Genomic DNA, 25,880 nt, shown 5'->3' on the forward strand with positions numbered 1-25,880 from the left:
CTTGTATTGCTACTAGTACTTTGATACCTTATCCTTGCGAGGCACTGGCCCCAACAACCTCAAATATAGTCCCTTTATTATAATCTGTTACTCTCATAGATTCATACGCCCCTAAATACAGTCTAGTTTGGGCAAGATTCGTTCCTAAACCAACAAAATAAGCTGGTTGAGATCCGAAATCATAATCTATCTCAATGACTTGATAATCACTAAGTTTCCCATCTAATCTTACTTTAGTATACGCTAAGACCCCTCTAGTTGGAGCTTGAGAGTCAGTGTTACGCGCTATATCCGTGAACACAACGCTTCCCGTTAAATCAGTAATTTCATTCCCCATATATGGTTGAACTCCTGTAAGTGCATTTCCTTCAAACTTATTCGGTCGAGGATCTTTATGAAAATAAGTAGTGAGAGGAGAAATTCGACTTACTGAATCAGCAACTGCTTCATCGTAATAAGCAATTACCTTTTCATCCAATGTAGCATTTTCTGAGCAGTTCCTTATAATCGAGGTAGGAAAAGCACCTTCCCATCCTCGCCAACCTAAGTTAATCAAGTCAGGTGACTCCGCTAGACGAGCCTGAATGAGCTGCTTAGCTGGTATTGGCTTATAGTATATAAACGAAAAAATAGACTCGGCTAAATCCTGTCCGACATTCCCCACGTGTTTAATATACTGATTGTAATATCTTTGAAAGGATATACCTGGTAAATTTCGAACACCTTTAGCGATTACCGTAATCGTATCTAGAATAGGAGATGGGAGCTCATCAAAGCGAGTGACAGTGGGAGGGTCATTCATAACTGTACTCATAGCTACGTCAATTTCAATTATTTTCCCTGCTATCTCGAAGTTATCTTGACTTAAATTAAATGGATCATAGCCTGACCCACCATCTCCAGTTGTAAAAACAAGCTTTCCTGTTTCAGGTGAGAAGTTTAAACTATTGAAACCGTTATGATTAAAAAACGGTCTTTTTACATTCAGTAAAGCTCGCCGCCTTACTGGTTGCCCACTTGACCGTAACACCCATTCTTCAACAGTATTGATATGGTCGTATTGAGTCTCTCTGTTCTCCCAACTTAGGTTTAAGGTGCTTGTGTCACAAGGATCTGGCTTAAAAGAATCGGACACAGCAGTACCTGGACCTTGTGTCCCAGCTACTGAATAATGAAGATAGAACAGACCGTTATAATAAAACTGAGGGTGAAACGCTAGTCCTAGTAAGCCTCTTTCATCATAACCACCCCGCTCTTTACCTAGTTCTATAATTTTTGATCGAATATCCAAAAAAGTCGATAATTCCCCGTTCCTAATGCGAAAAATTTCCCCTACCTGAGTCACGATAAACAAGCTCTCTATAGTATCACCGGGGAGGACAGCTGTTTTCATAACAGTGGGTAAATTTACGTTTGTAACAATAGGTCGTAAACGTACCTTAACTTTTTTCACCTGCGAATCACTCCTTGGTTTGTTTTCTATAATAAAAATATGAAGCGAGCAGCTCTGTTTAGTACAGATTAGGAATTTTATACAGTACTGACCATGTTGCGCATCAGCAAAATCCAACTCGTTTGGAAAGCCAATGTGAAGTAATCGGTCGAATACGTGGGATACCTTCGTAAGTTAGTTAATAAAACTTTTATGCCAATATCATGAGGAATCTACAATAAAAACACGTAGAAGGCCGTTCTTTTTTTATTCGTAAGTTAGGTCATGTTACAATCCTTCTTTTACAGATGTCATCGTTCGTTACTTTTTCAATAACATGAATAGCCGAGGTACATGTTAGTACCTCGGCTAGCAATTTTATACTTTAGGTGTATAAACCTTCCATATTTTTCAACCTAAAATTTAGACACCTCAATCAAAATTCATAACCTATTACAAAATGAAAGGGTTTGCTAAAATAATATTTGTGAATCACACTGAGTGTGAATTAGAAGCTAAACATAATGAGTAGGAGTACTTCAAATAGAAAACTTTGCTAAGCCAGAAGGTCTTCGATGAAGATTGTTATCGTCACATATAGCGCGATTGTAAAACAAGAGGTGTCCGAGTATGTTAACAATTTACGACATTGCCAAACAAACAGGGTTTTCCCCAACGACTGTGTCTAAAGCGCTAAATGATTACCACGATGTCAGTCAGAAAACGAAAAAGAAGATTCTAGAGGCGGCAGAGGAGTTGGGATACCTTCCGAATTCACATGCTCGGTCTTTAACAACAAAAAAATCATGGACCATTGGTGTTGTCTTTGTGGAATCGCTAGGAATTGGGGTGAAACACCCATTCTTTAATGCAGTGATTGAAAGCTTCAGACAGCATGTTGAAACTGAAGGATATGATTTACTATTTGCTTCTCGAAATATTGGAAACAAACAAAAAAGTTATTTGGAGCATTTCAAGTACAGAGGTGTAGATGGTATTGTCATTGTTTCTACCTCTAATAATGATGAGCAGGTTCAGGAGGTATTAAATAGTTCCATTCCAACTGTCGTCATTGACATTAATAGTGAGGAAACCAGTGTTGTCTACTCCGACAATATTAGTGGTAGCAAACAAGCAGTCGAATATCTACATTCTTTAGGGCATCGTCGAATTGCTCATATTGCAGGACATCATTCAACTTTTGCTGGTGAGCAAAGACTACTAGGATATGAAAAGGCGATGAACGACCTCAACTTGCCTTTACGAGAAGATTATGTTGTTGATGGTAGGTTCTTTTCAAGAGAAAGTGGCTATGAAGCTATGAAAAAACTGTTGAAACTAAGTACCCCACCTACAGCTGTTTTTGTAGCAGGAGATAACATGGCTATAGGAGCCATAGAGGCAATAAGAGATTCTGGATTTGATGTACCAAAGGACTTTTCAGTTATGGGATTTGATGACATTGAACTGTCTCAATTTATTACTCCTTCATTAACTACGATTCGACAAAGAACGTATGTGATTGGGAAAGAATCAGCCAAGCTTTTAGTTCATCAAATGAAAAGTCGAGAAAAGATGATTGCATGTGCAGTTGTTCCTACTGATCTTGTTGTTAGAAAATCATGTAGAGCCATATAATCACTTTTGAAACCGATTGCTGCAATGCATTACATTCCGAAACCGATTTCGATGTTTTGCTTCATTCCGAAACCGATTTCGGAAATTACACGGCATTATGAAACCGATTTCCTTAATGTTCTAATTGGAAACCGGTTTCGATAAAAGATGCTTACCAAAGTTGTATATTTACGCTTGATATTTCGATGGAAACCGAAACCGGTTTAGTAAATTTTGTTAGAAAAAGACCTTATGTCTTTCTAAAATATAAGCTTTTTAATCAATTAGGAGGTAAGAATATGAAAAAACTATTAAGTACAGTACTAACTCTTGTATTACTTGTAGGAGTTGCTGCTGGATGTTCATCAGATGAGTCTGCAAATGATTCAAGTAATGGCTCAGAAGGAAAGAAATCAGATCAAGTATTAAAGGTATGGTCATTTACAGATGAACTTACGGAACCAATTACAACATTTGAAGAAAAACATGGTGTCAAAGTTGAGTTAACGATTGTTCCAATTGCGGACTATCCAACGAAGCTTAAGCCAGCTCTTGAAAGTGGCGTAGGTGCACCAGACGTATTTACAGGTGAAATTGCTTTCTTAAAGCAGTGGACAGACCGTAATTATTGGGAAAACCTATCACAAGAACCTTATAACGTAGACGAGTGGGCAGATGATTACATTCCTTACGTGTTTGATTTAGGGAAAGATTCAGAAGGAAATGTTAAGGCATTATCTTGGCAAACAACACCAGGTGGAATTTTCTACCGTCGTAGTATTGCAGAAAAAGTTCTTGGAACAGATGATCCTGCTGAAGTTGGAAACATGATGTCTACTTGGGATGGACTATTTGAAGTAGGTGAAAAGCTAAAAGCAGATGGTTATCGTTTATTCCCAGATGAAGGGGCTATTCGTTGGTTCTCAAAAAGTGAAGATCCACAACCATGGGTAAATGAAAATGATGAATTAGTTATGACACAAGCAAAATTAGATTACTTTGATCAAGCAAAGAAACTACGTGAGAAGGACTATACGGCATTTGCGCCAGAATGGTCACCATCATGGTTCGCTGCAATGGATGGTCCGATTGCTTATAACGGTGGTTGGGACGAAGTAAAAGAAGATGCTGAAAATAAAACAGAAGTGTTCTCATACGCATTACCAACTTGGGGCTTACACAGTGTACTGAAGACAAATGTTGAAAACACAAATGGCGACTGGGCTGTAACAACTGGTCCTGCACCTTATTTCTGGGGTGGAACTTGGTTAGGTATCTACAGCGGTTCTGATAATAAAGAATTAGCTTGGGAATTTGTAAAAATGATGACTCATGACGAAGAATTCTTAAAAGATTGGGCATTAGAAAAGGGAGATGTTTTATCTTACCTTCCTGTAACAAATCAAATTAAAGATGACTTTAGTGAACCATTCTTAGGTGGTCAAAATAACTACACATTCTTCCTAGAGCAAGCACAAAAGATTGAACCAGGTCTTGTAACAAAGTATGACCAACAAATTGATACACTATTGGGTTCACATGTTCTTGAATATGTAGAAGGCAAAAAGACTAAAGAAGAAGCACTTAGTGATTTTTATAAAGCAGTTAAAAATGCTTATCCAAATATTAAAACACCAGAATAACTTATAAGCATACAAAGAATGGGATAGATACTCACATTTCTATCCCATTTTCTTTCAGCATAAAGAAAGAAGGAGTGCATTATGAAAAAACAAGATTACAAAGGTTACTATTTTATAGCACCATTTTTTGCAATCTTTCTCGTATTTAATATATATCCTGTCCTATTAACCTTCTATTATACCTTTACGCATTATGAGGGCTACGGTAAACCAGAATTTATAGGTTTGGCGAATTATATACGTATTTTTTCTGACAGCTACTTTTTAGAAGCTTTCATAAATACTTGGAAGATTTGGGGTTTGAATTTTGCCCTTCAATTAGGTATCGCTTTACTGTTAGCAGCATTATTCTCAGACCTTCGCTTTAAAATCAAAGGACTTGGATTTTTCCGAGCAATCTTTTATTTACCCAACTTAATTACTATCAGCTCTGTTGCGATTCTATTTAATATCATGCTTGACTGGCACTATGGATCTATCAATCAATTTTTGTTGAAACTGGGATTGATTTCAGAGCCGATTAACTGGTTAAACCAACCATTTACCGCACAAGTATCCGTGGCTTTAATTTTAACTTGGATGTGGTTTGGATATACCTTTATCGTGTTAATGGCTGGGGTTTCAGGTATATCGACAGAGTATTATGAGGCTGCACTCATTGATGGTGCGAGTCGCTGGCAAACATTTATTTATATTACCTTACCGTTGCTGAAGCCAATTATGCTTTATGTTATGATCACATCTCTAATTGGTGGTTTGCAGTTGTTCGACTTGCCGATGCTATTGACAGACGGACTAGGAAAGCCAGATGGTTCCTTAAATACAATGGTTCTATATTTATACAACCAGGCATTTAGGTACAACAACTATGGCTATGCAGCGACAATTGCTTATATGTTGTTCTTGATTACAGTAATTTTCTCAGGAATCACCTTTAAATCGATGTATCGTGATGTAAAAGTGACTAAGAAGAGAGGGAACGCATAATGGAAGCAAAAAAACGTCTTACGAAAATAGTCATATACAGTCTCTTAATTCTATTAGCGCTTATTAGCTTTATTCCGTTTTACATGATGATTGTTAACGCCACTCGAGATACAAAAGATATCTTAATGGGTTTTACTTTCTTACCGGGAAGTGAATTAATAGAAAACTATAAGACAATGTTGAGTTACGTCAACATATGGAATGGTTTTAAAAACAGTTTAATTGTTGCCGTATCTGTCACCGTGTTAAGTGGATATTTTTCAGCGTTAACTGCGTATGGTTTTGCGGTTTATAATTTTAAAGGAAAAAATCAAATGTTTATCTTTATGCTCTTAATGATGATGGTTCCTGGTCAGTTGGGGTTAATCGGATTTTACGAGCTAAACAAAACATTAGGACTACTGGACACGTTTATTCCATTAATTGTTCCAACAATCGCTAGTCCGTTCGTAGTATTCTTCATAAGACAATATCTTGCTTCCGTGTTGCATCCATCCTTAATAGAAGCAGCCCGCATGGACGGAGCAGGAGAGTTGAAAATTTTTCATACAATAGCACTGCCTATGATGATGCCAGCAGTAGCAACAATGTCGATCTTTACGTTCATTGGATCATGGAATAACTATATCTTACCGTTAGTTATTTTATTCTCACCAGAGAAATACACATTGCCAGTATTGATGGGATTCTTAAAAGGCTCACAAGTTGCGCAAAATTTAGGATCGATGTATCTAGGTATTGCCATTTCTGTTGTACCAATTATGGTCGCGTTCCTATTCTTCTCAAAATATATTATTAGCAGTATTTCAGCAGGATCAGTTAAAGGATAAAAAATGCTGGTGATCAATCATGAATTTTTCAAAGGAGTTTATATTTGGTACGGCAACATCCGCCTTCCAAATTGAAGGTGCGATTAACGAAAATGGAAGACCCCCTTCCATATGGGTTACGTTCTCTTTAACTCCTGGCAAAATTCTAATGGGAATACGGGAGAGTATGTATACGATCACTTCCATCACCTGACGATATTCTCAAATTGTAAAGTCTAGACAAATATAACTTTACAAGAAATCGAAACCGATTTCGGTTATTTTGAACGCTATTTCTTAAAGAAAGATATAAAAAGGAGGTGAAGGCAATTTGTCTTCACCTCCTTTTTAACGTTAAAGAAAGCAAAGTTTTACTATGATTAGTGTCTAGCTCCAACGCCTATGCCTCGAGGTCCTAAGCCGTCCCCTTCTGGAGGGAAGGCCCTTTCTGCATGGTACGTCTTAAGCTGGTCGAGGGTTGAGGAAGGGCCTTGCGCTTTCAATGATGCAGCCTCTGAATAACCAGTAGCACCCTTCCATTTTATGTTCTTTCATACTACCAACAAATTTTAAAACTAGACGGTGAATATGCTGTCAGAAAGACGCCCTTAATATGTAAACAATACTCTATTCCCCACTGTTCATGCTTTTCTTCTATTAGATAGGCACTTCCTTGTTTCATACTTTTTCTGTAATGATATAATACTACTTTGTATGGAATTATTTATGGATATTTATATAGGGGATGAATCAAATGGAATACAGAATCGAAAGAGATAGTCTTGGAGAAAAAGAAATACCGATAAACGCTTATTATGGGATTCATTCGTTACGTGCATTAGAAAACTTTCCTATCACCGGAGTGCCTGTTCATAAAGAATTACTTGATGCACTTGCAGAAGTGAAGAAAGCCGCAGCATTAGCTAATATGGACACAAAACTTCTTCCGAAGCCAATTGGACACGCTATTGTAAAAGCAGCTGAAGAAGTGATTGATGGAAACTTTTCTGATCAATTTATCACTGATTCCATTCAGGGTGGTGCAGGTACGTCTATTAACATGAATATGAATGAAGTGTTAGCCAATAGAGCTTTAGAAATACAAGGATATGAAAAAGGACACTACTTTCATTGCAGCCCTACTAATCATGTGAATATGTCACAATCAACAAATGATACAATTCCAACTTCATTAAGAATCGCAGCATATAAATTAACGAGAGACCTCCTTGATGACTTAGCTGTATTAAAAGATGGTTTTCAACAAAAAGAACAAGAATTTAATGACGTTATAAAAATGGGAAGAACGCACTTGCAAGACGCCGTTCCTATAAGGCTCGGGCAAGAATTCGGGGCTTATGCACGTGTATTAGAAAGAGATATACGAAGAATTACTCAAGCATCTCAGGAGTTGTTACATGTTAATATGGGCGCGACCGCTGTTGGAACTGGATTAAATGCACTGCCACTGTACATTGAAAAAGTAGCAGAATACCTATCCAAGCAAGTTGGAATACCATTACAAGTCGCCGACGATTTAGTTGACGCAACACAAAACACAGATGCTTACACACACTTATCCGGTTCAATTAAAGTGTTAGCTACGAATTTATCTAAAATAGCTAACGATCTCCGTTTGATGGCATCTGGACCTTTTACGGGATTAAATGAAATTAACCTGCCACCGAGACAAGCAGGCTCATCAATTATGCCTGGAAAAGTAAATCCTGTGATGGTAGAGGTTATGAATCAAACGTGTTTCCAGGTACATGGAAATGATCACACCATTCATTTAGCGTGCGAAGCCGGACAATTTGAGTTAAATGTAATGGGGCCCACGATTATATTCAATTTACTTCAATCTTTAAAAATCATGAGAAATAGTATAGATGTGTTTTATAAATATGCTATAAAAGGAATCACTGTGAATCGGAAAATATGTAAAGAGTATGTAGAAAAAAGTTTTGGCATTATTACGGCTCTGAATCCTCATATAGGCTACAATATGGCAGCTAGTTTAGTCAAAGATTCTATGACTTCAGGTCTAACTATTAAAGAAGTGATTTTAGAACGACAATTATTAACAGAAGAACAACTTGATGCTATTCTAGACCCAAATGAAATGACTTCACCAGGAATTGCTGGAGAGAGGTATATGAATACTGACTAACACGACTGTTATCACGAGCAAAGATAAACGGGAAGTTCTAAGTAAAGATAGCCTTATAATATCAGTTTGACATACCATTGGTCCTCAGCAATCCGTGAGGTTGCTGAGGGTCTCAGGTGCTCGTATGTGGTTGGGGAGACTCATTACTTCGTTTTAACTATCGACGTCGAAGCAACTCCTCGACATGTCCAGCGCGAGGAAATGCGACAGCATCTATAGAAATAACAACACATAAGATAATTACTAACGTTTTAATATCAATTTAGAGTAGCCTAAGACGTTACTCTTTTTTTATATGTGCTCTCAACAGAAAGATTCCTCCTTAATTAAGGATCGATTAAGTTTTCTCTATTATAAAAGTATGACTGGCAACTCTAGACAGATATAGAGGTAACGTAGTTCGCATATTGCAGGAGAGACTTTATGGACCTGTAATCCAGTCAAAGACTTTAGAATAATTTTTAAAGGTTTTATTTTATATTTCCTATTAAAATGATAAAAACGCACAAAAACTAGTTGACAATGATTATCATTTGCGTTTATAATTCCTATTGTGAGCTTAACTGATAATGAATATCATTGTTAGTTGAAAAAGATTTTATTACATAGGGGGATTATGAAGCATGAATAAGGCACTAAAGTTTTTACTATTTACTTTAATCTCATTTGCATTAATATTTACAGCTGGTTGTGGACAGTCAGATGAAGCTACGACTGAACCAGAGAAAACAACTGAAGAGAATACAGTTGCAAGTGAAGATACATCTGTGAGTTCAGAAGAAGCTACTGATAAAGGTGTAGTAAATTTATATACAAGCAGACATTATGATACAGATGCAGAGCTTTACAAGCGTTTTACAGAACAAACAGGTATAGAAGTAAACGTTATTGAAGGTAAAGGCGATGAGCTAATGGAGCGTCTGGACCGTGAAGGTGAAGCGACAGAGGCAGACGTATTTTTAACAGCTGATGCTGGAAATTTAGCGAAGTTAAAGGAACGTGGTTTAACACAAGCTGTTAGTAGCGACGTGTTAATGACAAATATCCCTGAGAAATTACGTGATGTGGATAATCAATGGTTTGGTTTAACAAAGCGTGCACGTGTTATTGTGTATTCAAAGGATCGTGTGAATCCATCAGATTTATCGACATATGAAGATTTAGCTGATTCAAAATGGCAAGGCAAGATTTTAATTCGTTCATCTGAAAATATTTATAATCAATCTCTATTAGCTTCATTAATTGAGTTAAATGGAGAAGCAGCAGCAAAAGAATGGGCAGCAGGTGTATTAGCTAACATGGCAAGAGATCCACAAGGTGGAGATACGGACCAAGTAAAAGCTGTAGTTGCTGGTGAAGGCGATATCGCTATTTCTAACACATATTACGTAGGAAGACTATTAAACTCTGATAATCCGGAAGATGTTAAGATTGGTGAGCAAGTAGGCGTATTCTTCCCGAACCAAGACACAACGGGAGCTCATATTAATATTAGTGGTGCAGCAGTGACTAAGCATGCGAAAAATGTTGATAATGCCATTAAGTTCTTAGAGTTCTTAACAGCTGAAGAAGCACAGGCTGTGTTTGCTGAAGGTAACAATGAATATCCTGTAAACGAAGCTGTTGAAGCGTCTGAGACATTAAAGTCATGGGGCGAGTTTAAAGAGCAAGATATTAACTTAACAATCCTAGGTGATAACAATGCTCGTGCTATTCAAATTTTCAATGAAGTTGGTTGGAAATAATTAAATGATGATTGCAAAAACCGTATCACACTTATGTGGTACGGTTTTGCACATTTCATTGATATTGAAATTCACTTTCATTTAACTTTTTTGTATAATTGTTTTTGAACCTATTTATAGAGTGACAAAGTTGCTTAGAGTTATATGGGATTAGTAGTTATAAGGATGTGGCATTGTGAGAGTTATACAGCAAGTAAGGCGCCAAGTGAATATGTGGGCAGTATTAAGTTTTTTATTTGTTTTATTTATCTTACTACCTAATCTCTTAATTGCAGCCAACTTTTTTGCAGTACCAAATGAGAATTGGCAGCATATTAAAGAGTATTTATTATTGGATATTGTTTTCAATACTGTTATTTTAATGGTTTTTACTGGTGTTTTCACAACTTTTATTGGAACAAGTTTGGCATGGATTGTAACGGTTTACAAGTTCCCCTTAAGGGATTTCTTTAGGTGGGGGTTAATTTTACCTCTAGCGATACCTCCTTTTATTGGTGCTTATACGTACCATGGGATCCTAAACTATACCGGTATTATTCAGTCCACACTTAGAAACCAGTTTAATATTTTAGTAGATCAAAAGTATTTCAATATTATGTCAATGGAAGGCAGCATTTTTATTTTTACTATGTTTCTTTTCCCATATGTATACGTCATAACAAAGAGCTTCTTTGAAAATCAGTCATCATCTATTATTGAAAATGCAAGACTGTTAGGTGGGAATTCTTTTGAGATTTTCTTCCGGGTCATCTTTCCCATTTCAAGAGCAGCCATAATAGGTGGTGTTACCATAGTCATGTTAGAGGTAATTAACGATTATGGTGTTGTAAAGTATTATGGGATTCAAACGTTTATTACCGCTATTTTTCAAACGTGGTTTGCGATGAATGATATTGATTCAGCGTTTAAACTAGCAGGTACTCTTATGATTATAGTCATTATTGTATTAGTTTTTGAAAAGCTGATAAGAGGGAGAAAACGCTTTAGCTATTCGACTACAAAGGTAAGGCCGATTCAACCAAGGCAGTTAAGCGGACCAAAAGCTTGGGTAGCACTCAGTTATTGTGGAAGTATCTTTGCTTTTGCGTTTTTCATCCCATTCGTTCAATTGATTCATTGGATATTTATGACGTATGAAAGGATTTTAACGGTTGAATTCTTCACCTTAATAAAAAATTCATTTTTTGCTGCATCTATATCAGCTTTTATAGTTGTGACAGTGGCTTTAATTATTGCCAATTATACTCGTATTCATCACGGAATAGTTCCGAAAGTATTTTCTAGAATCACCATTCTAGGTTATTCTGTACCAGGTTCCATTATTGCTATTGGAATCATTACCATTTTTTTAGCAGTAGATCGATGGATTTATTCACTTTCAGCAGCCTTTGACTTAGATCCTATAGTCGTACTTAGAACGAGTGTTGTTATGTTAATCTCGGCGTATGTTATTCGGTTTCTTGCTGTCGGATATAATTCTATTGAAGCAGGATTTGAAAAGGTGGGTACGAGCTTTACAGAAGCCTCAAGAGTTCTTGGTTCATCAACTTTAAAAACATTTTTCCGTATTGACATTCCAATGGTAAGAGGAGCAATATTCGGTGGCTTTATACTTGTTTTCGTAGATATTTTAAAAGAATTGCCACTAACTATGCTATTGCAACCATTTAATTTTCACACGTTAGCAACAAAGGCATTTCGTTATGCGAATGATGAAATGATAAGTGAAGCGGCATCTGCTTCCATGCTAATCATTTTAATAAGTGGAATTTGTATCTTTTTCTTTCATAAGGTGCTTGATAAGGGGGGGCAAAACTGATGTTTGTACAAATTAAAAATCTAGAATTTCATTATAAAAACAGTAGTGAACCAACTATCAAGGATTTTTCCTTAAATATTGAAAAGGGAGAGATAATCTCTATCCTTGGAGAGAGTGGGAGTGGAAAGAGTACCATTTTAAGACTAATTGCTGGATTAGAAGTTCCTAGTGCTGGTTCAATTACAATAAATAATAAAACAATTGTCGATGGTGTTCATTATATCCCACCTGAAAAAAGAGAGGTTGGGATGGTATTTCAAGACTATGCCTTATTTCCTCACATGACTGTTTCAAATAATATAAAATACGGCTTACGGAAAATGAGCCGAAAACAAAAGCAAGAACGAATTGAAGAAATGCTATCTTTAGTCAATCTTTCAAAGTATAAAGACCGTTATCCATATGAGTTAAGTGGTGGTCAGCAACAGCGTGTAGCGCTAGCTAGGGCACTTGCGCCTGCTCCATCGCTACTAGTCTTTGATGAGCCATTTAGTAATCTAGACACATACCTACAAATACAAATTAGAGATGACCTGAGAAAAATTTTAAAACAAACCGGCATTACATCTATTTTTGTCACGCATGATCAGGAGGATGCTAAAGTTCTTGCTGATGAAATTATTTACTTGGAGAGTGGTAAAGCTATTTGGAAAGGCACTCCGAACGAGTTGTTACCATATGCTCACTTTACTAAAGCAAAGCCTTTTCAAGTAAAATAGACAAACAATACAGTGCGAGTAACTCACCTCTTTTCTTTCATTTGACTGATGGGAAGGGTAAAGTAACATTGTTTTTTTTTACCTTACGGTGTTATAGAATCGTACTGATTGTTTGGCTCAAGTATGAACTGCTCGAGGGTATGTCAGACTAAGTAACAAAATGTAGATAACAGTTCTAGAAGGGAGTACGGTTGAAGAGAATTAGGAGAACATGATACAGTGAAAAAGTCTGACAAAAATGGACGATAACCAAAATCACCTAGTATACAAAATATTTTGTATGGGATCATTTCCAGGTTTTGAAGGTCTGTTTTTATGTAGGATCTCGTTAAAAACAAACAAAGTTTTTGGTGAACTATCTGATTTATGAAATTATCCACTCTGTTCGTTTTAAATAAGGGGATTTGTGTTAAGGAGAATATGTATGAACTCTAATTTAAAGGATTTTGTAAAAAACACAATAGATAAAATGGGGTACTTTAATAACACAAATGAAGAATGTATTAAAGAAATTGTTACATCAGCAATCAATTATTATCAATTAAAAACTTATGTGGAACATGAAGAGACTGAGTTAGGTATCAAAGATTTTTTGCATATAAACTCTATTGTTGAGGAAACTCTTTTATCTAAAATTATAGAGATTTCTTCAGTTAGTGATAATTGTGGTATAGAAGATATATACGAGGGACGCGTAATAAGACAATATTAGGTGGGGATTAAGATTTTTGATGTAAAAAATAGTCAAAAACTTATGATATATATGGAGTTTTTTTGAAAGGGGAATTCTATCCATGACACAAAAACGAGCAATTACTATAGCAAAAGGTGATGGCATTGGTCCCGAAATAATGGATGCTACCCTGAAAATTTTGGAGCACGCTGGAGCAATGATTGAACCTGAGTTTATTGATATTGGCGAAAAAGTATATTTATCAGGTAATACATCTGGCATATCAGAAGACGCTTGGGAATCTCTTAGACGTACGAAAGTATTCTTAAAAGCTCCTATTACAACACCTCAAGGCGGAGGGTATAAAAGTTTAAATGTAACCATTCGTAAAACATTAGGCTTATATGCAAATGTAAGACCCAACGTGTCTTATGCACCGTTCGTTGAAACGAAGCATCCGAGCATGGATCTTGTTATCATTCGTGAAAATGAAGAGGATTTATATGCAGGGATAGAGCATCAGCAAACACCGGAAGTGGTTCAATGTCTTAAGCTCATTACCCGTCCCGGCACGGAAAAGATTGTGCGTTATGCGTTTGAGTATGCAAGAAAAAATAACCGAAAAAAAGTAACATGCTTTACGAAAGATAACATCATGAAATTAACAGATGGGCTATTCCATAAAGTGTTCAAAGAGGTTGCCGAGGAATATCCTGAAATAGAGACAGAGCATTGGATTATAGATATTGGAATGGCAAAAATAGCAGATACACCAGAGGTCTTTGATGTTGTAGTGATGCCAAATCTTTATGGAGATATTGCATCTGATGTAGCGGCTCAAATAACAGGGAGTGTGGGTCTTGCTGGTTCTGCAAACATTGGAGATCAAGTTGCCATGTTCGAAGCGATTCATGGTAGTGCTCCGGATATTGCAGGGAAAGGCATAGCTAACCCATCCGGGCTTATTAACGGTGCCATTATGATGCTTGTACATATTAATCAGCCGGAAGTGGCTGCGCGAATTCATAACGCATGGTTAAAAACATTAGAAGATGGTATTCACACGGGGGATATTGCCAAGGGTGGGCATTCAGTTGGTACTATAGAGTTTGCAGAAGCTGTTATTGAAAGATTAGGTAAAAAGCCAACAACCTATACACCAGTAGAATATAATCAGATCGAGTCTGCAGATGAGGCAGCTCGGATCAATCCAGAAGTAATGAATCGTCCTAAACCCGATGTCGTACGCCAATTAGATGGTGTGGATGTATTTCTTTTTAACAATGAACTTACACCTAACGAGCTTGGTCAGAAGCTAGAACAGTTGGCAGGTCCAACTTTTAAGTTAGCCGTTATTACTAATCGAGGGGTAAAAGTATATCCACAAGGTTTCCCTGAAACATTTACAACAGACCACTGGCGATGCCGTTTCGAATTAAAAGATCCGGAAAATGCAAATAACAATGAAATTATAGAGTTATTACAGAGAATAGATGAAGCGAATTTAGATTTCATAAAAATCGAAAACCTCTATAAGTTTAACGGCGAAAGAGGATATTCTTTAGGTCAAGGTCAGTAGATTACAAAGTAAGAATACAGACTTTCATCTTATAGGAACAAAAGACAATGCAGTGGTGGGTACATGGGTACATGTTGCTAACAACTGAAGCAAATTAAGGATGCGAATATGAAGAGAAGTTTTAAAAACTTAAAAGAATAAACAAAGTAACGACCGAAAGATAGCTGAGAGATCTAGCTATCTTTTTTCTGTTTAAGGGTACATAGTCAACATATGAAAATTAGAATTTCTTTTATCTCGAAGGAACTTCGTGGATTTTCTATGCAAAAGCGGATTTGTGAATAATGACGACGGGTTTCATAGAATTTTTCTGATCAATGTACATTTTCGGTGATTTATTCGATGTATATACGTTACTGTGCTAAGCCCCTTTTCTTGACTCTCTTTCGCTAAAAAGTTAAATTGGGCTTATATTCATAATGCGTTTGAGTTTTAATAATAAATAATAGTCTAGGAGGAAGTTGATAGAATGGTTTTAAATAGAATTACAGATGCTATTAAATCTTCAAAAGGTTTAGAAACAGGGGCAATCGATGGAAGAAAAATGGTGAACATTGTTCATACTGCAAATAACTTTAAATCAAGTATTGTGCTACATACTCCAACGCGAACTATTGATGTAAAGAGCTTTTTAGGTTTAAGTGTATCCTTACTTGAAGGTGAAGAGTACAAATTGGAAATTCATGGAGATGATCAAGAAGAAGCAAAAAAAGTAATGAATCAGTCATTTTCTGAATATGGAATTACTGTTTCTTTTATATAGTATTGCAAATAACTTTGACATACTTCGTAAGAAATCCTATCTATAACTAGATGGGATTTTTTTTATGTTTTCTAATTGTGCAGTCCTCATTTGTCGTAATTTGTGACCAAGTTGTGAAGGTTGTGGAAAAGGCACAAAAAACTACTTCGGATATCATTGACTTCAATTTCACCTGAATATACAATGAGATTGTAATTAGTTAACTGTGTTAACCAAAAGAAATAAGTAAAGAAAAAGACCTATAAAATAGAGGTTTTATGGGAAATATTAATTAGTTTAAAAGATGAATTAAAGGTATTTAACACAAGGGTTTATAATATCATGTTTTCGGGAGAAGGGACCAAGTTGATTGAAAGAGGATTGAATCAAAGGAATGTAAAAATCGAAAATCGAAGCAACATTTTAAAAATCTTGAGAAATCAAAGAGACATTTCCCGTAAAGATATATCTGATCAATTAGGGTTAACAAAAGCAGCTGTTTCATCGATTATTTCTGACATGATTGACGAGAATCTCATTGTTGAAACAGGTAACCAGGAAACCGGACTTGTCGGTAGAAATAAGATTCTATTAGAGCTAAACAAGGATTACGGCTTTGTTCTTGGATTGTTAATTGCTGAAACTTATATAACCTTGCTAGTAACTAATGTCATGGGTGAAACTGTTGATATGTATGTGCACGAGCTTGCTCAGGATGAAAGCGTTAACATTGATGAAACTATAGAAATGATAGTAGACAAAGCACTTTATCTTTTATGGACCAATGGAATAGAGAGAAAATCTGTTTTGGGCATAGGTATAGGCTATATTGGTGAAATGGATAGTATTAATATCGATTACATTAAGTCTCAAATCAGCAACAGGCTTAACTTGACAGCTGTGATGAGTAATAACGTTAAGGCGCTAGCGATGATGCAGATGGACTTTAGTTCTAGAGAGACTAGTGAAAACTTTCTGTTCGTTAAGTATGGTCCGGGCTTAGGTATGGCCATTGTCCAAGGTGGGAAGATCATTGAAGGCTCTGATCATAAGGCTGGAGAGATTGGTCACACCATTGTAGATATGGATGCTGATACGTCTTGCCGCTGTGGCAGAAAGGGTTGTCTCGAGTCCTTAATCTCGGAAAAAGGAATTGTTAAGGATATTGAAAAACTCGGAACAAAGTACAGCCATCTCATTATTAATAAAAATCTCTCTATGATTGATTATACAAGCGTTAATGAATTACTAGAAATAAAAGATGAACCAATTACTTCAATTTTTGAACAGCGCTATGATTATTTCGCTAAGTCATTAGCTAACACAATTATTCTACTAAACCCTGACTATGTGTGTGTTTACGGAGTGATATTCAGTCAGCCTAAGATTTTTAAGATGATTAACAGCAGGGTAAACGATTATCTAGGAGCAAATACGAAGGCTGTTATAAGGCTTTCCAATTTAGATCCAAACAGCAGTGCCATCGGACCAGCAGCCTTAGCGCTTAGAAAACTGTTCTATAATGTCGGTGGATACAGAGAGTATACGCAGAGGGACAAGCTCATTAATTAGGTGGTAAATGGCAAATTTGCCATAATAAATACATATCAAAAAGAGAAAGGAATGAAGGTTTCATGCAAAGATTTCTCAAGGTGGGGTTAGTATTACTAATGGCGTTGGTTGTAGTGGTTGCATCAGTGGGATGCCAGCAAAAGAGCGAAGGCACGTCTGGCGAAGCAAAGTCAGGCTCCGCATCAGGAAAGAAGGAAACAGTTAAGATCATAGTTCCTTACGGTGTTGGTGGGACAGCTGATGCTATCGCTAGAAAGTATGGAAAGGTTGCGGGCGATCTATATCCAGAGTATGAGTTCGTTGTAGAACAAAAAACTGGTGGGGACGGATTTGTTGGAGCAGCTTACTTCCAGAATGTGGATCCTGATAAAAAAGAATTATTTTTACTTGGTTATGGTAACGCTTACAGACATGAATTTGGTAAAAAATACGGCACTGAGGACGTTCCTTATGATTTAAGTGCATTCAAGCCATTAGCGTATGTAGATGATAGAACTTGGATTCTTTATGGTAATCCTGGGGATACTCTTGACGATGTAATTGAAAAAGCAAAAGCTGGCACTTTGAAAATGTCAGGTGGAAATCCACTTTCTGATCCTCATTTAGCGCTTGGTGCTTTGCTAGCAGTTGATGGTGGAAAAGTAACAGTTGTTGGCTATGATGGTGGTGCTGCACAAAAGCAAGGTCTTGTATCTGGTGAAGTTGACGTATTTATCGGAACAACACAAGCAGGTATGGAGGAAGTTGAAGCAGGTACTTTAATTCCACTGTTAGCTTTCTCTGAAAACGGTTACGAAGGGTTAGTAGATCCTAATGGTCCTGTGAGTGTTCCTGGTTTAGTGACTAACAAGCATACGGCACTTGATGCTAACAAAGATTATTCTAGTTCAATTGTACCTGCTGGTGGCTTCCTTGCTGGTCGTACTGGAATGGATCAAGCGTGGGCTGACAAAGTTATTGAAATCAGTAAAGCAGTTTGGAATGAACCAGAATACCATGAGTGGATTGCAGAAATTGGTCTAAACCGTTTTGAAATTTATGGAGATGATGCTCAAGCAGCATTAGAATCTGGAATTAAAAAGGCAGACGAAGCGTTTAAATTGCTTAGCGGTAAGTAGAAAAGCGTACTCTATTAAACAATCAAAAGGGAATTACAGTCGTTAATAGTGTAATTCCCTGTTTTCCAATCAATTCTTGGGGGAATTTCAAATGAAAATTCGCACTAATTTAACCAGTGGAATAGTCTTTGCTATATTCAGCATTATCTTTATTCTGCTAGTTCCTTCGCAAGTATCAATTCCAGCGTATGACAATGGTGGTCCGAGCCCTCGTATAATCCCTTATATTGTACTATGGGGCACATTAATCTGTTCGATTGGATTAATCATTCAAAGTCTTGTGTTTAAAAAAGAAAAAATTATTGAATTTAATTTTAAGGTCGAAAAAGCAGCACTCATCATACTCGGAATCATACTTTTGTTTGGCACTATTATGCTGACTTTCGGGTTTATCTTAGCTGTAGTTATCGTGTTACCTCTTATGCTGTATGCTCTTGGCGAAAGAAAACCTTTTATTTACGGATTTACCGTACTTGGAGGGGTAGGCGTATATTACCTGTTTATCGAGATTTTTAATATTACTCTCCCTATGTTTGGAGGTTAAGTCATGGAAACAATTATAAGTGGTTTAATTGAGGTTTTAACACTAAATAATTTTATCGTTATCTTCTTATCTTTAGTATTAGGAATGATTGTCGGATGTATTCCTGGTCTTACAGTCACACTTGGTATCATACTGCTGTTGCCCCTAACTTATTCATTCACCTCACCATCAACGGCAATCATTGCCTTGCTGGCTGTATACATAGGAGGTATGTATGGTGGTTCCATCAGTGCCATTTTGTTAAATACACCTGGAACCAATGCCGCCATAGCCACTACTTTTGATGGGTATCCCCTAGCCAAAAAAGGAAAGGTAAAAAAAGCCTTAGACGTATCGCTATTTGCTTCAGTAGTTGGTGGTGTTATAGCAGCCATAATCCTGCTATTTACATCAGGACTGATCTCAAAAATGGTATCTAGCTTTACGTCGACAGAGTATTTTGCACTTGCTATTTTAGGTCTTTCGTTAATTGCAGGTGTGAGTGGAGACAATATCTTTAAAGGAATTATCGGAGGGTTATTAGGATTATTTATTTCAGTCATTGGGCTGGATGTTGTTACCGGAGTATCCAGATTTTCGTTTGATACCATGCTTTTCTATGAAGGACTATCAATCATGCCGGCTATGATTGCCTTTATCGCGCTTACGCAAGTGTTGATTAAAGCGCGAGACTTTATTAATACGAAGGGTGCCATGGGTGATATCTCAAAAATTGATAAAGAAGGTATTACAAATAAGGAGAGAAAGTCTATTATACCAGCCATACTTCGTTCAACAGGAATAGCATCCCTAATTGGAACTATGCCGGGAGTCGGCGGTGGTGTGGCACAATTTCTATGTTATAACGAAGCGAAACGTACATCGAAGCATCCAGAGGAATTTGGAAAAGGCAGTCTAGAGGGAGTTGCAGCAGCAGAAGCTAGTAATAATACAGTCGTTGGAACATCCATGATTCCGCTTCTTACACTAGGGATCCCAGGTGACGGTGTAACAGCTATTTTACTTGGAGCTTTTATCTTACATGGTATTATTCCTGGACCAACTATGTTTACGAAGCAAGGTGCGACAGCTTATGCCATTATATTCGGTATCTTAATTGCTAACATATTACTATATTTAATTGGATTGCTGTTCACTAAACATGTGGCGAAAATTGTTCAAGTTAGATATAGCTATCTTGGGCCTCTTATTATCACATTTTGTTTTGCAGGTGCTTTTGCGGCAAACGGTTCTGTATATGAAGTTATTTTAATGATGGGAGTATTAGTTATCAGTTACATTTTAATGAAGCTAGATGTTTCCGTTATCCCGATTATGCTTGGTATGATTTTAGCGCCTATTATGGAGCAAAACTTTGTAAATAGTATGATTATTTATGACGGCGATCTCTTGATATTCTTCAAGCGCCCAATCACACTTGTTATCTTTATCTTAACCGCTGTTCTTGTTTGGTCGTTTATGAAGGTTAACAAGAAAGTAGAAAAATTAAACAAAGAACAAGAGGAAAAAATGCCAGCAGCAGGTTAATGTCGCTGGCTGAATACCAACAAAAGACTGAATCTTAATAATATTTTGAAGAGGTGTACTATGGAGCTTGTAAAAAAAGGTAATTCCTTTTCGGTTTATAGCAACGGCGTGGCCGTTATCGAGCATAGAGAAAACAGTCCATTTATGTATGTGGGAATAGGTAAAGAAACTATTAAACAACATTACGGTGATTTTAAAATAAATGATAAAACTATTGAAAAAGTTCCGTTAAAACATGTTGAGTTCAATGGTGACCTTGTTACCTTTAGCAACTGTGACTATAAAGTCCAATTAAGAATGACGGTGCAAGACAATCGCTTTGTCATTGATGAAATAGAAACGGATGACAATATCAACCGTATGTTCTTCGTACTGAACTCACGAAAAGATGAGAGGTTCTTCGGTTGTGGGGAGCAATTTTCATACTTAAATCTTAAAGGGCGTAACTTCCCTATATGGACATCAGAACCAGGAGTCGGTCGAGATCGGAACACGTTAATCACATTCCAGGCAGATCAAATAGGAATCGGTGGTGGTGATTATTATACGACGAATTATCCACAGCCTACTTTTATATCAGACTCTAAATATATCTTTCATATGGATACGTCTTACTATAGTGACTTTGATTTTTCAGACGATGAGTCGACACAGATTTGTGTATGGGGAAAACCAAATTCAATATGCATTGAATCGGGTACATCATTCCTTAATATGATTGACATTGTCACGGAGAGCTTTGGTACGCAACCTATGTTACCTGACTGGTTACTAGATGGTGTAACTATCGGGATGCAAGGTGGGACCGATGTGGTGTATGAAAAGGTTAAACAGGCTAAGCAATACGGCATTAATGTTAATGCTGTGTGGTGTCAGGATTGGGTAGGCAAAAAGATCACATCCTTTGGAAAGAGATTGTTCTGGAAGTGGGAGAAGAGTGATGAAGCTTATCCTGAGTTTGAGAGATTATTAGATGATTTAGCAAAAGACAATATCCGCTTCATGGCATATATCAATCCGTATTTGTTAGAAGGAACAGATTTGTTTAATTATGCTTTGGAACATGAATTTTTTATTAAAAATTCCGAAGGTGAAGCTTACATTGCTGATTTCGGTGAATTCTTCTGTGGAACAATGGATTTTACAAACCCTGAAGCAATGGCATGGTACAAGCAAATTATTAAAAAGAACATGATTGATTTAGGTATTAGCGGCTGGATGGCTGACTTTGGTGAGTATATTCCAGTAGATGCGGTATTTTACAATGGCAAAACGGGACGTGAAATGCACAATGAGTATCCTGCTCTTTGGGCAAGATGCAACTACGAGGCGGTTGAAGAAAGCGGTAAGTTAGGTGAGATTGTCTACTTTATGCGTGCCGGAGGCGTAGGGAATGCAAAATATTGCACTCTAATGTGGGCTGGTGACCAAAGCGTTGATTTTACTATCCATGACGGTGTGGCGTCAACGATACCGGCAGCAATATCATTAGGACTTCTTGGAAATGGACTCACACATTTTGATATTGGAGGGTATACGTCTCTGTTTGGAAACGTACGTACAGAGGAGCTTATGCTGAGATCTCTAGAGTATGCTGTATTTACTCCTTACATGAGAACGCATGAAGGGAACAGACCAGATGAGAACTTCCAATACGATCAAAGTGATAACTGCTTAAAGCAATTTGCTGTATTTTCACATTTGAGAACAAAGTTATTGCCATATATCAAACACGTCATAGAGGAAAATGCAACAAAAGGTATAGGAGCTATTCGACCATTGTTCATGCACTATGATGATGAAGCTAGCTTGGATATAGCTTATGAATATCTGTTTGGACGAGATTTACTTGTTGCTCCCGTTTACGAGGCAAATGTTACAGAGTGGGAAGTGTATTTGCCTGAAGACGAATGGATTCACTTATTTAGCAAACAAAGCTATAGCGGTGGAACGGTAACGGTCCCGGCTGAGCTTGGTAATATACCTGTATTTTATAGAAAAGATTCATCGTTCAGAACATTATTTGACTCTATAACAAAATAAAAAGCTCAGTAAGGAGAATAGTGATGAAATACTTTTTGGATAGTGCCAAGTTAGATGAAATTAATTACGCATATGAATATTTAGGTATTGATGGTGTGACGACAAACCCTAAGCATATTAAATTAAGCGGCAAACCGTTCAAAACTGTGATTAAAGAAATGTCGGATTGGGTTAAAGAGAAAGGTATTGAAGGAAAGGACAAGTTTCCTATCTCAATCGAAATTAATCCTCATTTAGACAAATGGGAAGACATGTATGCGGAAGGTAAGGAATATGCAGCTATATGTGAAAACTTTATTATCAAAATTCCGTGTACAGAACAAGGCATTATAGCGGCAAGAAAGCTAGAGCTTGAGGGTGTAAGAACGAATGTCACATTAGTATTTTCAACGTCTCAGGCTATAATGCCAGGTAAAATAAATTCGATGTTCGTTTCACCGTTTGTTGGTTGGAAAGAAAACAATGGTGACGATTGTGCTCAGTATATTCAAGAGATCGTGGATGTGTACAAAACATATAACTTTAAGACCGAAATCATTGTTGCGGCATTAAGAAACGGCAAGCAAATTAAGGATGCTGCTGTGGCAGGTGCTCACATTGTCACTTGTGGCCTTCAAATTTATAAAGATGCTATGGAACACCCATTTTCAACTTATGGTTTGTCCGTATTTAGAAACGCTTGGGACGAAACAGCAAAGGAGTAGACCATGAAAACTTTTAAAGCACTGTACTTACCAATTGGCGTACCAACATTTCATAAAGAAAGTATAGATTCGCAATTTAATATGTCAGTAGAACTATTAAACAAAGTAGCCGAGGACATCGAGTGTCCGTCGGCTCCTCTTTTAACCATTCCTGATTTGGTTGAGTTCATTGATGATAAGCAATGTGACTTAATCATTCTTCAAAACAATGCGTTTGCTAACTCTGAGTATACGGCAGAGATCTTAAGAAGACTTGATGCAGATGTATTACTTTGGACACTGCAAGAGCCTGTAATAGACGGAGGTCGACTTAGATTAAATTCCTTAACAGGGGCGTATTCAGCAGGAAATCTTATGCACCATTTAGGCAAAGAAAGGTTCGAGTATATTTGGGGAGCACCGTCGGATGAAGTGGTGTTTCAGAAAATCAAGTCTGTTGTAGCAGCAGCCAGACTTAAAAAGGAATTACGTTCCATGACATTAGCTTCCATCGGTCACACGCCTCAAGGTTTTGGATTTGGCCGAGGACTTGATGCTGAAATTTCAAGATATTTCGGCATGAAGCATGTAGCTATAGAAGTTCGAGAGCTTTTACAAAGGGCTAAAAATCTTTCCTATGAAGATTGTGCTGAATCCATGAGGGAAGCAGAAGACAAAATGGTAAACCTGAGAGCAATGCCTGAAAAAAATGTGACTGATTTTGTTCGTCTGTATAAAGCATACACAGACTTTGTAAAAGAAAACGATATTGCGGCCGTTTCTTCTAGGTGCTGGCCAGATTTATTCGTAGAATATGGAACACCTGTATGTGGCGTACTAGGTATGCTAAACGACAATCTAGTAGCTGCTGCTTGTGAGGCGGATGCCTATGGTGCCATCTCGATGCTTATTGGGATTAAGCTATCAAATGAAAGTGTGTTCTTTGGAGATCCAGTTTCCTTAGATAAAGAAGAAAACACGGTAACGTTTTGGCATTGTGGAACGGCTGCTTGTAGCTTAGCCCATCCTAGTAAAGGTGCTCAAGTGGGTGTCCATCCTAATAGAAAAATAGGACCTACGATGGAATTTGGCTGTAAGCCATCCAAAGAGGCAACTGTGTTCAGAGTTGGTCGGAAGCCAGACGGCTCTATAAGATTTTTCATAGCAAATGGGGAAATATTGGATAAAGAGCAACAATTCCTTGGCACATCATTAGTACTAAAAACCGAATCATCATCCATCGATTTTGTAAATCAAAGTGTAAAAGATGGCTGGGAGCCACATTTCATCGTTACTTATAAAGATATTAAAGAGGAACTTCTCGTTTTAGGGAAATTTTTAAATGCAGAGGTATGTAAATACTAAGGAGGTACATAACATGACTGTTTTAACAGATGTAAATAAATTAAGCGTTTTAAATGAGACGAGCGAAAAATTTGACACGAAATTCTGGAATGATTCTTGTGACCTGAAGGAATTAGACTATGCTCTAGAAAATAATTGTGTCGGAGCTACGACAAATCCTATTATTGTAAAAACGGTGTTAGAGAACAATCTATCACTATATGAAAAAGAAATAATTAGAATCATCGAGGAAAATCCAACTTTAACGGAAGATGATATTGCTTGGCTGATGATTGAAAAGATGGCTTTAGATGGTGCGAAGAAATTAGAGCCGATTTTTGATCCTAAAACAGGAACTGGACGTATTTCGATGCAGACAAACACGAAGTACTGTAAAAATCCAGACCTACTGTTGAAGCAGGCACTTCACTTTGCAAGCCTCGCTCCGAATATTCAGGTGAAAATCCCGGTAACATCAGCAGGTGTAAAGGCTATTGAAGAAGCTACGTACCATGGTATATCAATTAACGCTACAGTGTGCTTTAGTGTCCCTCAAGCTGTTGCTGTTGCAGAGGCTGTAGAACGAGGGTTAAAGCGCCGTGAAGAAGAAGGAAAAGACAATTCCGAAATCACACCGGTTTGTACGATTATGATTGGAAGAACAGATGATTATATTAAAAAAGTAATTAAGTCTGAAGATAGACTTATTGAGCCAGAAGCTCTAGAGTGGGCAGGTATTGCTTGTGCTAAGAAGTTTTATGAGATCTATAAAGAAAGAAACTACAAAACAAAGTTACTGACTGCTGCTTTCAGAAATATTCATCACTGGACAGCGCTTGTAGGAGGCGACCTATTGGCGACGATTCCAGCAGGATTCCAGAAAAAAATTAATGGAAGTAACGTCGAAATCAAAGAGCAGATAGATATTCCTGTAGATGTAAATTACATGAATCAACTTCTTTCGATTCCTGCTTTCGTAAATTCGTACGAAGTTGATGGAATGACAGTAGAAGAGTTTGATCAATATGGCGCAGTCATTGATACGTTAACACAGTTTTATCAAGGGTATGATGAGTTAGTTCAGATTATCAGAAAGTATATTTTGAGATAGTGT

21 protein-coding genes are annotated in these 25,880 nt (G+C 37.1%); 20 read left to right on the forward strand and 1 reads right to left on the reverse strand.

Annotation, left to right across the window (positions count from 1 at the left end):
* Positions 1–28: 28 nt before the first annotated feature.
* Positions 29–1,453, reverse strand: a complete 1,425-nt coding sequence (locus tag EJF36_RS01615; protein WP_125904701.1) for a PQQ-dependent sugar dehydrogenase — start codon at positions 1,451–1,453, stop codon at positions 29–31.
* 609 nt (positions 1,454–2,062) lie between these two features.
* On the opposite strand from EJF36_RS01615, the gene EJF36_RS01620 reads away from it, so the two are divergent.
* The 20 genes from EJF36_RS01620 to EJF36_RS01715 all read left to right on the forward strand — a co-directional run bounded on the left by EJF36_RS01620 (position 2,063) and on the right by EJF36_RS01715 (position 25,877).
* Complete coding sequence (locus EJF36_RS01620) at positions 2,063–3,070, forward strand: LacI family DNA-binding transcriptional regulator (protein ID WP_125904702.1); 1,008 nt, start codon at positions 2,063–2,065, stop codon at positions 3,068–3,070.
* A gap of 278 nt (positions 3,071–3,348) precedes the next feature.
* Complete coding sequence (locus tag EJF36_RS01625; protein WP_125904703.1) at positions 3,349–4,692, forward strand: ABC transporter substrate-binding protein; 1,344 nt, start codon at positions 3,349–3,351, stop codon at positions 4,690–4,692.
* Positions 4,693–4,773: 81 nt separating this feature from the next.
* Positions 4,774–5,679 (forward strand): carbohydrate ABC transporter permease, encoded by a 906-nt coding sequence (locus EJF36_RS01630; RefSeq protein WP_125904704.1) that lies wholly within the window; start codon positions 4,774–4,776, stop codon positions 5,677–5,679.
* Positions 5,679–6,509: a carbohydrate ABC transporter permease gene (locus EJF36_RS01635; RefSeq protein WP_125904705.1), complete on the forward strand. Its 831-nt coding sequence runs from the start codon at positions 5,679–5,681 to the stop codon at positions 6,507–6,509. The genes EJF36_RS01630 and EJF36_RS01635 overlap by 1 nt, the downstream gene beginning before the upstream one ends.
* 19 nt (positions 6,510–6,528) lie before the next feature.
* Entirely contained in the window at positions 6,529–6,702 is a 174-nt protein-coding gene (locus EJF36_RS01640) for a family 1 glycosylhydrolase (protein WP_221760707.1), read from the forward strand.
* A 540-nt stretch (positions 6,703–7,242) separates the two neighbouring features.
* Complete coding sequence (locus EJF36_RS01645) at positions 7,243–8,658, forward strand: aspartate ammonia-lyase (RefSeq protein WP_125904706.1); 1,416 nt, start codon at positions 7,243–7,245, stop codon at positions 8,656–8,658.
* Positions 8,659–9,281: 623 nt separating this feature from the next.
* The gene (locus EJF36_RS01650; protein WP_125904707.1) at positions 9,282–10,403 is read left to right on the forward strand and encodes a Fe(3+) ABC transporter substrate-binding protein; all 1,122 of its coding nucleotides are present in this window, start codon (positions 9,282–9,284) and stop codon (positions 10,401–10,403) included.
* Between the two features lie 211 nt (positions 10,404–10,614).
* A complete protein-coding gene (locus tag EJF36_RS01655) occupies positions 10,615–12,222 on the forward strand; it encodes an ABC transporter permease (RefSeq protein WP_125908221.1) in 1,608 nt (535 codons plus the stop codon).
* Positions 12,222–12,941 (forward strand): ABC transporter ATP-binding protein, encoded by a 720-nt coding sequence (locus tag EJF36_RS01660; protein WP_125904708.1) that lies wholly within the window; start codon positions 12,222–12,224, stop codon positions 12,939–12,941. Before EJF36_RS01655 ends, EJF36_RS01660 begins: the two co-directional genes overlap by 1 nt.
* A gap of 424 nt (positions 12,942–13,365) precedes the next feature.
* Positions 13,366–13,653 (forward strand): DUF6407 family protein, encoded by a 288-nt coding sequence (locus EJF36_RS01665; protein ID WP_125904709.1) that lies wholly within the window; start codon positions 13,366–13,368, stop codon positions 13,651–13,653.
* Positions 13,654–13,735: 82 nt separating this feature from the next.
* Positions 13,736–15,193 (forward strand): NADP-dependent isocitrate dehydrogenase, encoded by a 1,458-nt coding sequence (locus tag EJF36_RS01670; protein WP_125904710.1) that lies wholly within the window; start codon positions 13,736–13,738, stop codon positions 15,191–15,193.
* 469 nt (positions 15,194–15,662) lie between these two features.
* Positions 15,663–15,956, forward strand: a complete 294-nt coding sequence (locus EJF36_RS01675) for an HPr family phosphocarrier protein (RefSeq protein ID WP_125904711.1) — start codon at positions 15,663–15,665, stop codon at positions 15,954–15,956.
* Between the two features lie 360 nt (positions 15,957–16,316).
* Positions 16,317–17,507 carry an ROK family transcriptional regulator gene (locus tag EJF36_RS01680; protein WP_185806785.1) on the forward strand — a complete coding sequence of 397 codons (1,191 nt, stop codon included), beginning with the start codon at positions 16,317–16,319 and terminating at the stop codon, positions 17,505–17,507.
* A gap of 62 nt (positions 17,508–17,569) precedes the next feature.
* Positions 17,570–18,625, forward strand: coding sequence for a type 2 periplasmic-binding domain-containing protein (locus tag EJF36_RS01685; RefSeq protein WP_185806786.1), 1,056 nt, complete (start codon positions 17,570–17,572; stop codon positions 18,623–18,625).
* A gap of 91 nt (positions 18,626–18,716) precedes the next feature.
* The gene (locus EJF36_RS01690) at positions 18,717–19,169 is read left to right on the forward strand and encodes a tripartite tricarboxylate transporter TctB family protein (RefSeq protein ID WP_125904713.1); all 453 of its coding nucleotides are present in this window, start codon (positions 18,717–18,719) and stop codon (positions 19,167–19,169) included.
* 3 nt (positions 19,170–19,172) lie between these two features.
* Entirely contained in the window at positions 19,173–20,696 is a 1,524-nt protein-coding gene (locus EJF36_RS01695) for a tripartite tricarboxylate transporter permease (protein ID WP_125904714.1), read from the forward strand.
* Between the two features lie 60 nt (positions 20,697–20,756).
* Positions 20,757–22,739: an alpha-glucosidase gene (locus tag EJF36_RS01700; RefSeq protein WP_125904715.1), complete on the forward strand. Its 1,983-nt coding sequence runs from the start codon at positions 20,757–20,759 to the stop codon at positions 22,737–22,739.
* A 23-nt stretch (positions 22,740–22,762) separates the two neighbouring features.
* Positions 22,763–23,443 carry a transaldolase family protein gene (locus tag EJF36_RS01705; RefSeq protein ID WP_125904716.1) on the forward strand — a complete coding sequence of 227 codons (681 nt, stop codon included), beginning with the start codon at positions 22,763–22,765 and terminating at the stop codon, positions 23,441–23,443.
* A gap of 3 nt (positions 23,444–23,446) precedes the next feature.
* Entirely contained in the window at positions 23,447–24,787 is a 1,341-nt protein-coding gene (locus tag EJF36_RS01710) for a fucose isomerase (RefSeq protein ID WP_125904717.1), read from the forward strand.
* Positions 24,788–24,800: 13 nt separating this feature from the next.
* Positions 24,801–25,877, forward strand: a complete 1,077-nt coding sequence (locus EJF36_RS01715; RefSeq protein ID WP_125904718.1) for a transaldolase family protein — start codon at positions 24,801–24,803, stop codon at positions 25,875–25,877.
* Positions 25,878–25,880: the final 3 nt, after the last annotated feature.

Origin of the sequence: Bacillus sp. HMF5848 (assembly GCF_003944835.1) — a bacterium.
Classification (GTDB): Bacteria; Bacillota; Bacilli; order Bacillales; family HMF5848; genus HMF5848.

Coding starts and splice junctions, on each gene's coding strand:
- EJF36_RS01620 (WP_125904702.1), top strand. CDS start 2,063: ATGTTAACAATTTACGACATTGCCAAACAAACAGGGTTTTCCCCAACG.
- EJF36_RS01625 (WP_125904703.1), top strand. CDS start 3,349: ATGAAAAAACTATTAAGTACAGTACTAACTCTTGTATTACTTGTAGGA.
- EJF36_RS01630 (WP_125904704.1), top strand. CDS start 4,774: ATGAAAAAACAAGATTACAAAGGTTACTATTTTATAGCACCATTTTTT.
- EJF36_RS01635 (WP_125904705.1), top strand. CDS start 5,679: ATGGAAGCAAAAAAACGTCTTACGAAAATAGTCATATACAGTCTCTTA.
- EJF36_RS01640 (WP_221760707.1), top strand. CDS start 6,529: ATGAATTTTTCAAAGGAGTTTATATTTGGTACGGCAACATCCGCCTTC.
- EJF36_RS01645 (WP_125904706.1), top strand. CDS start 7,243: ATGGAATACAGAATCGAAAGAGATAGTCTTGGAGAAAAAGAAATACCG.
- EJF36_RS01650 (WP_125904707.1), top strand. CDS start 9,282: ATGAATAAGGCACTAAAGTTTTTACTATTTACTTTAATCTCATTTGCA.
- EJF36_RS01655 (WP_125908221.1), top strand. CDS start 10,615: ATGTGGGCAGTATTAAGTTTTTTATTTGTTTTATTTATCTTACTACCT.
- EJF36_RS01660 (WP_125904708.1), top strand. CDS start 12,222: ATGTTTGTACAAATTAAAAATCTAGAATTTCATTATAAAAACAGTAGT.
- EJF36_RS01665 (WP_125904709.1), top strand. CDS start 13,366: ATGAACTCTAATTTAAAGGATTTTGTAAAAAACACAATAGATAAAATG.
- EJF36_RS01670 (WP_125904710.1), top strand. CDS start 13,736: ATGACACAAAAACGAGCAATTACTATAGCAAAAGGTGATGGCATTGGT.
- EJF36_RS01675 (WP_125904711.1), top strand. CDS start 15,663: ATGGTTTTAAATAGAATTACAGATGCTATTAAATCTTCAAAAGGTTTA.
- EJF36_RS01685 (WP_185806786.1), top strand. CDS start 17,570: ATGCAAAGATTTCTCAAGGTGGGGTTAGTATTACTAATGGCGTTGGTT.
- EJF36_RS01690 (WP_125904713.1), top strand. CDS start 18,717: ATGAAAATTCGCACTAATTTAACCAGTGGAATAGTCTTTGCTATATTC.
- EJF36_RS01695 (WP_125904714.1), top strand. CDS start 19,173: ATGGAAACAATTATAAGTGGTTTAATTGAGGTTTTAACACTAAATAAT.
- EJF36_RS01700 (WP_125904715.1), top strand. CDS start 20,757: ATGGAGCTTGTAAAAAAAGGTAATTCCTTTTCGGTTTATAGCAACGGC.
- EJF36_RS01705 (WP_125904716.1), top strand. CDS start 22,763: ATGAAATACTTTTTGGATAGTGCCAAGTTAGATGAAATTAATTACGCA.
- EJF36_RS01710 (WP_125904717.1), top strand. CDS start 23,447: ATGAAAACTTTTAAAGCACTGTACTTACCAATTGGCGTACCAACATTT.
- EJF36_RS01715 (WP_125904718.1), top strand. CDS start 24,801: ATGACTGTTTTAACAGATGTAAATAAATTAAGCGTTTTAAATGAGACG.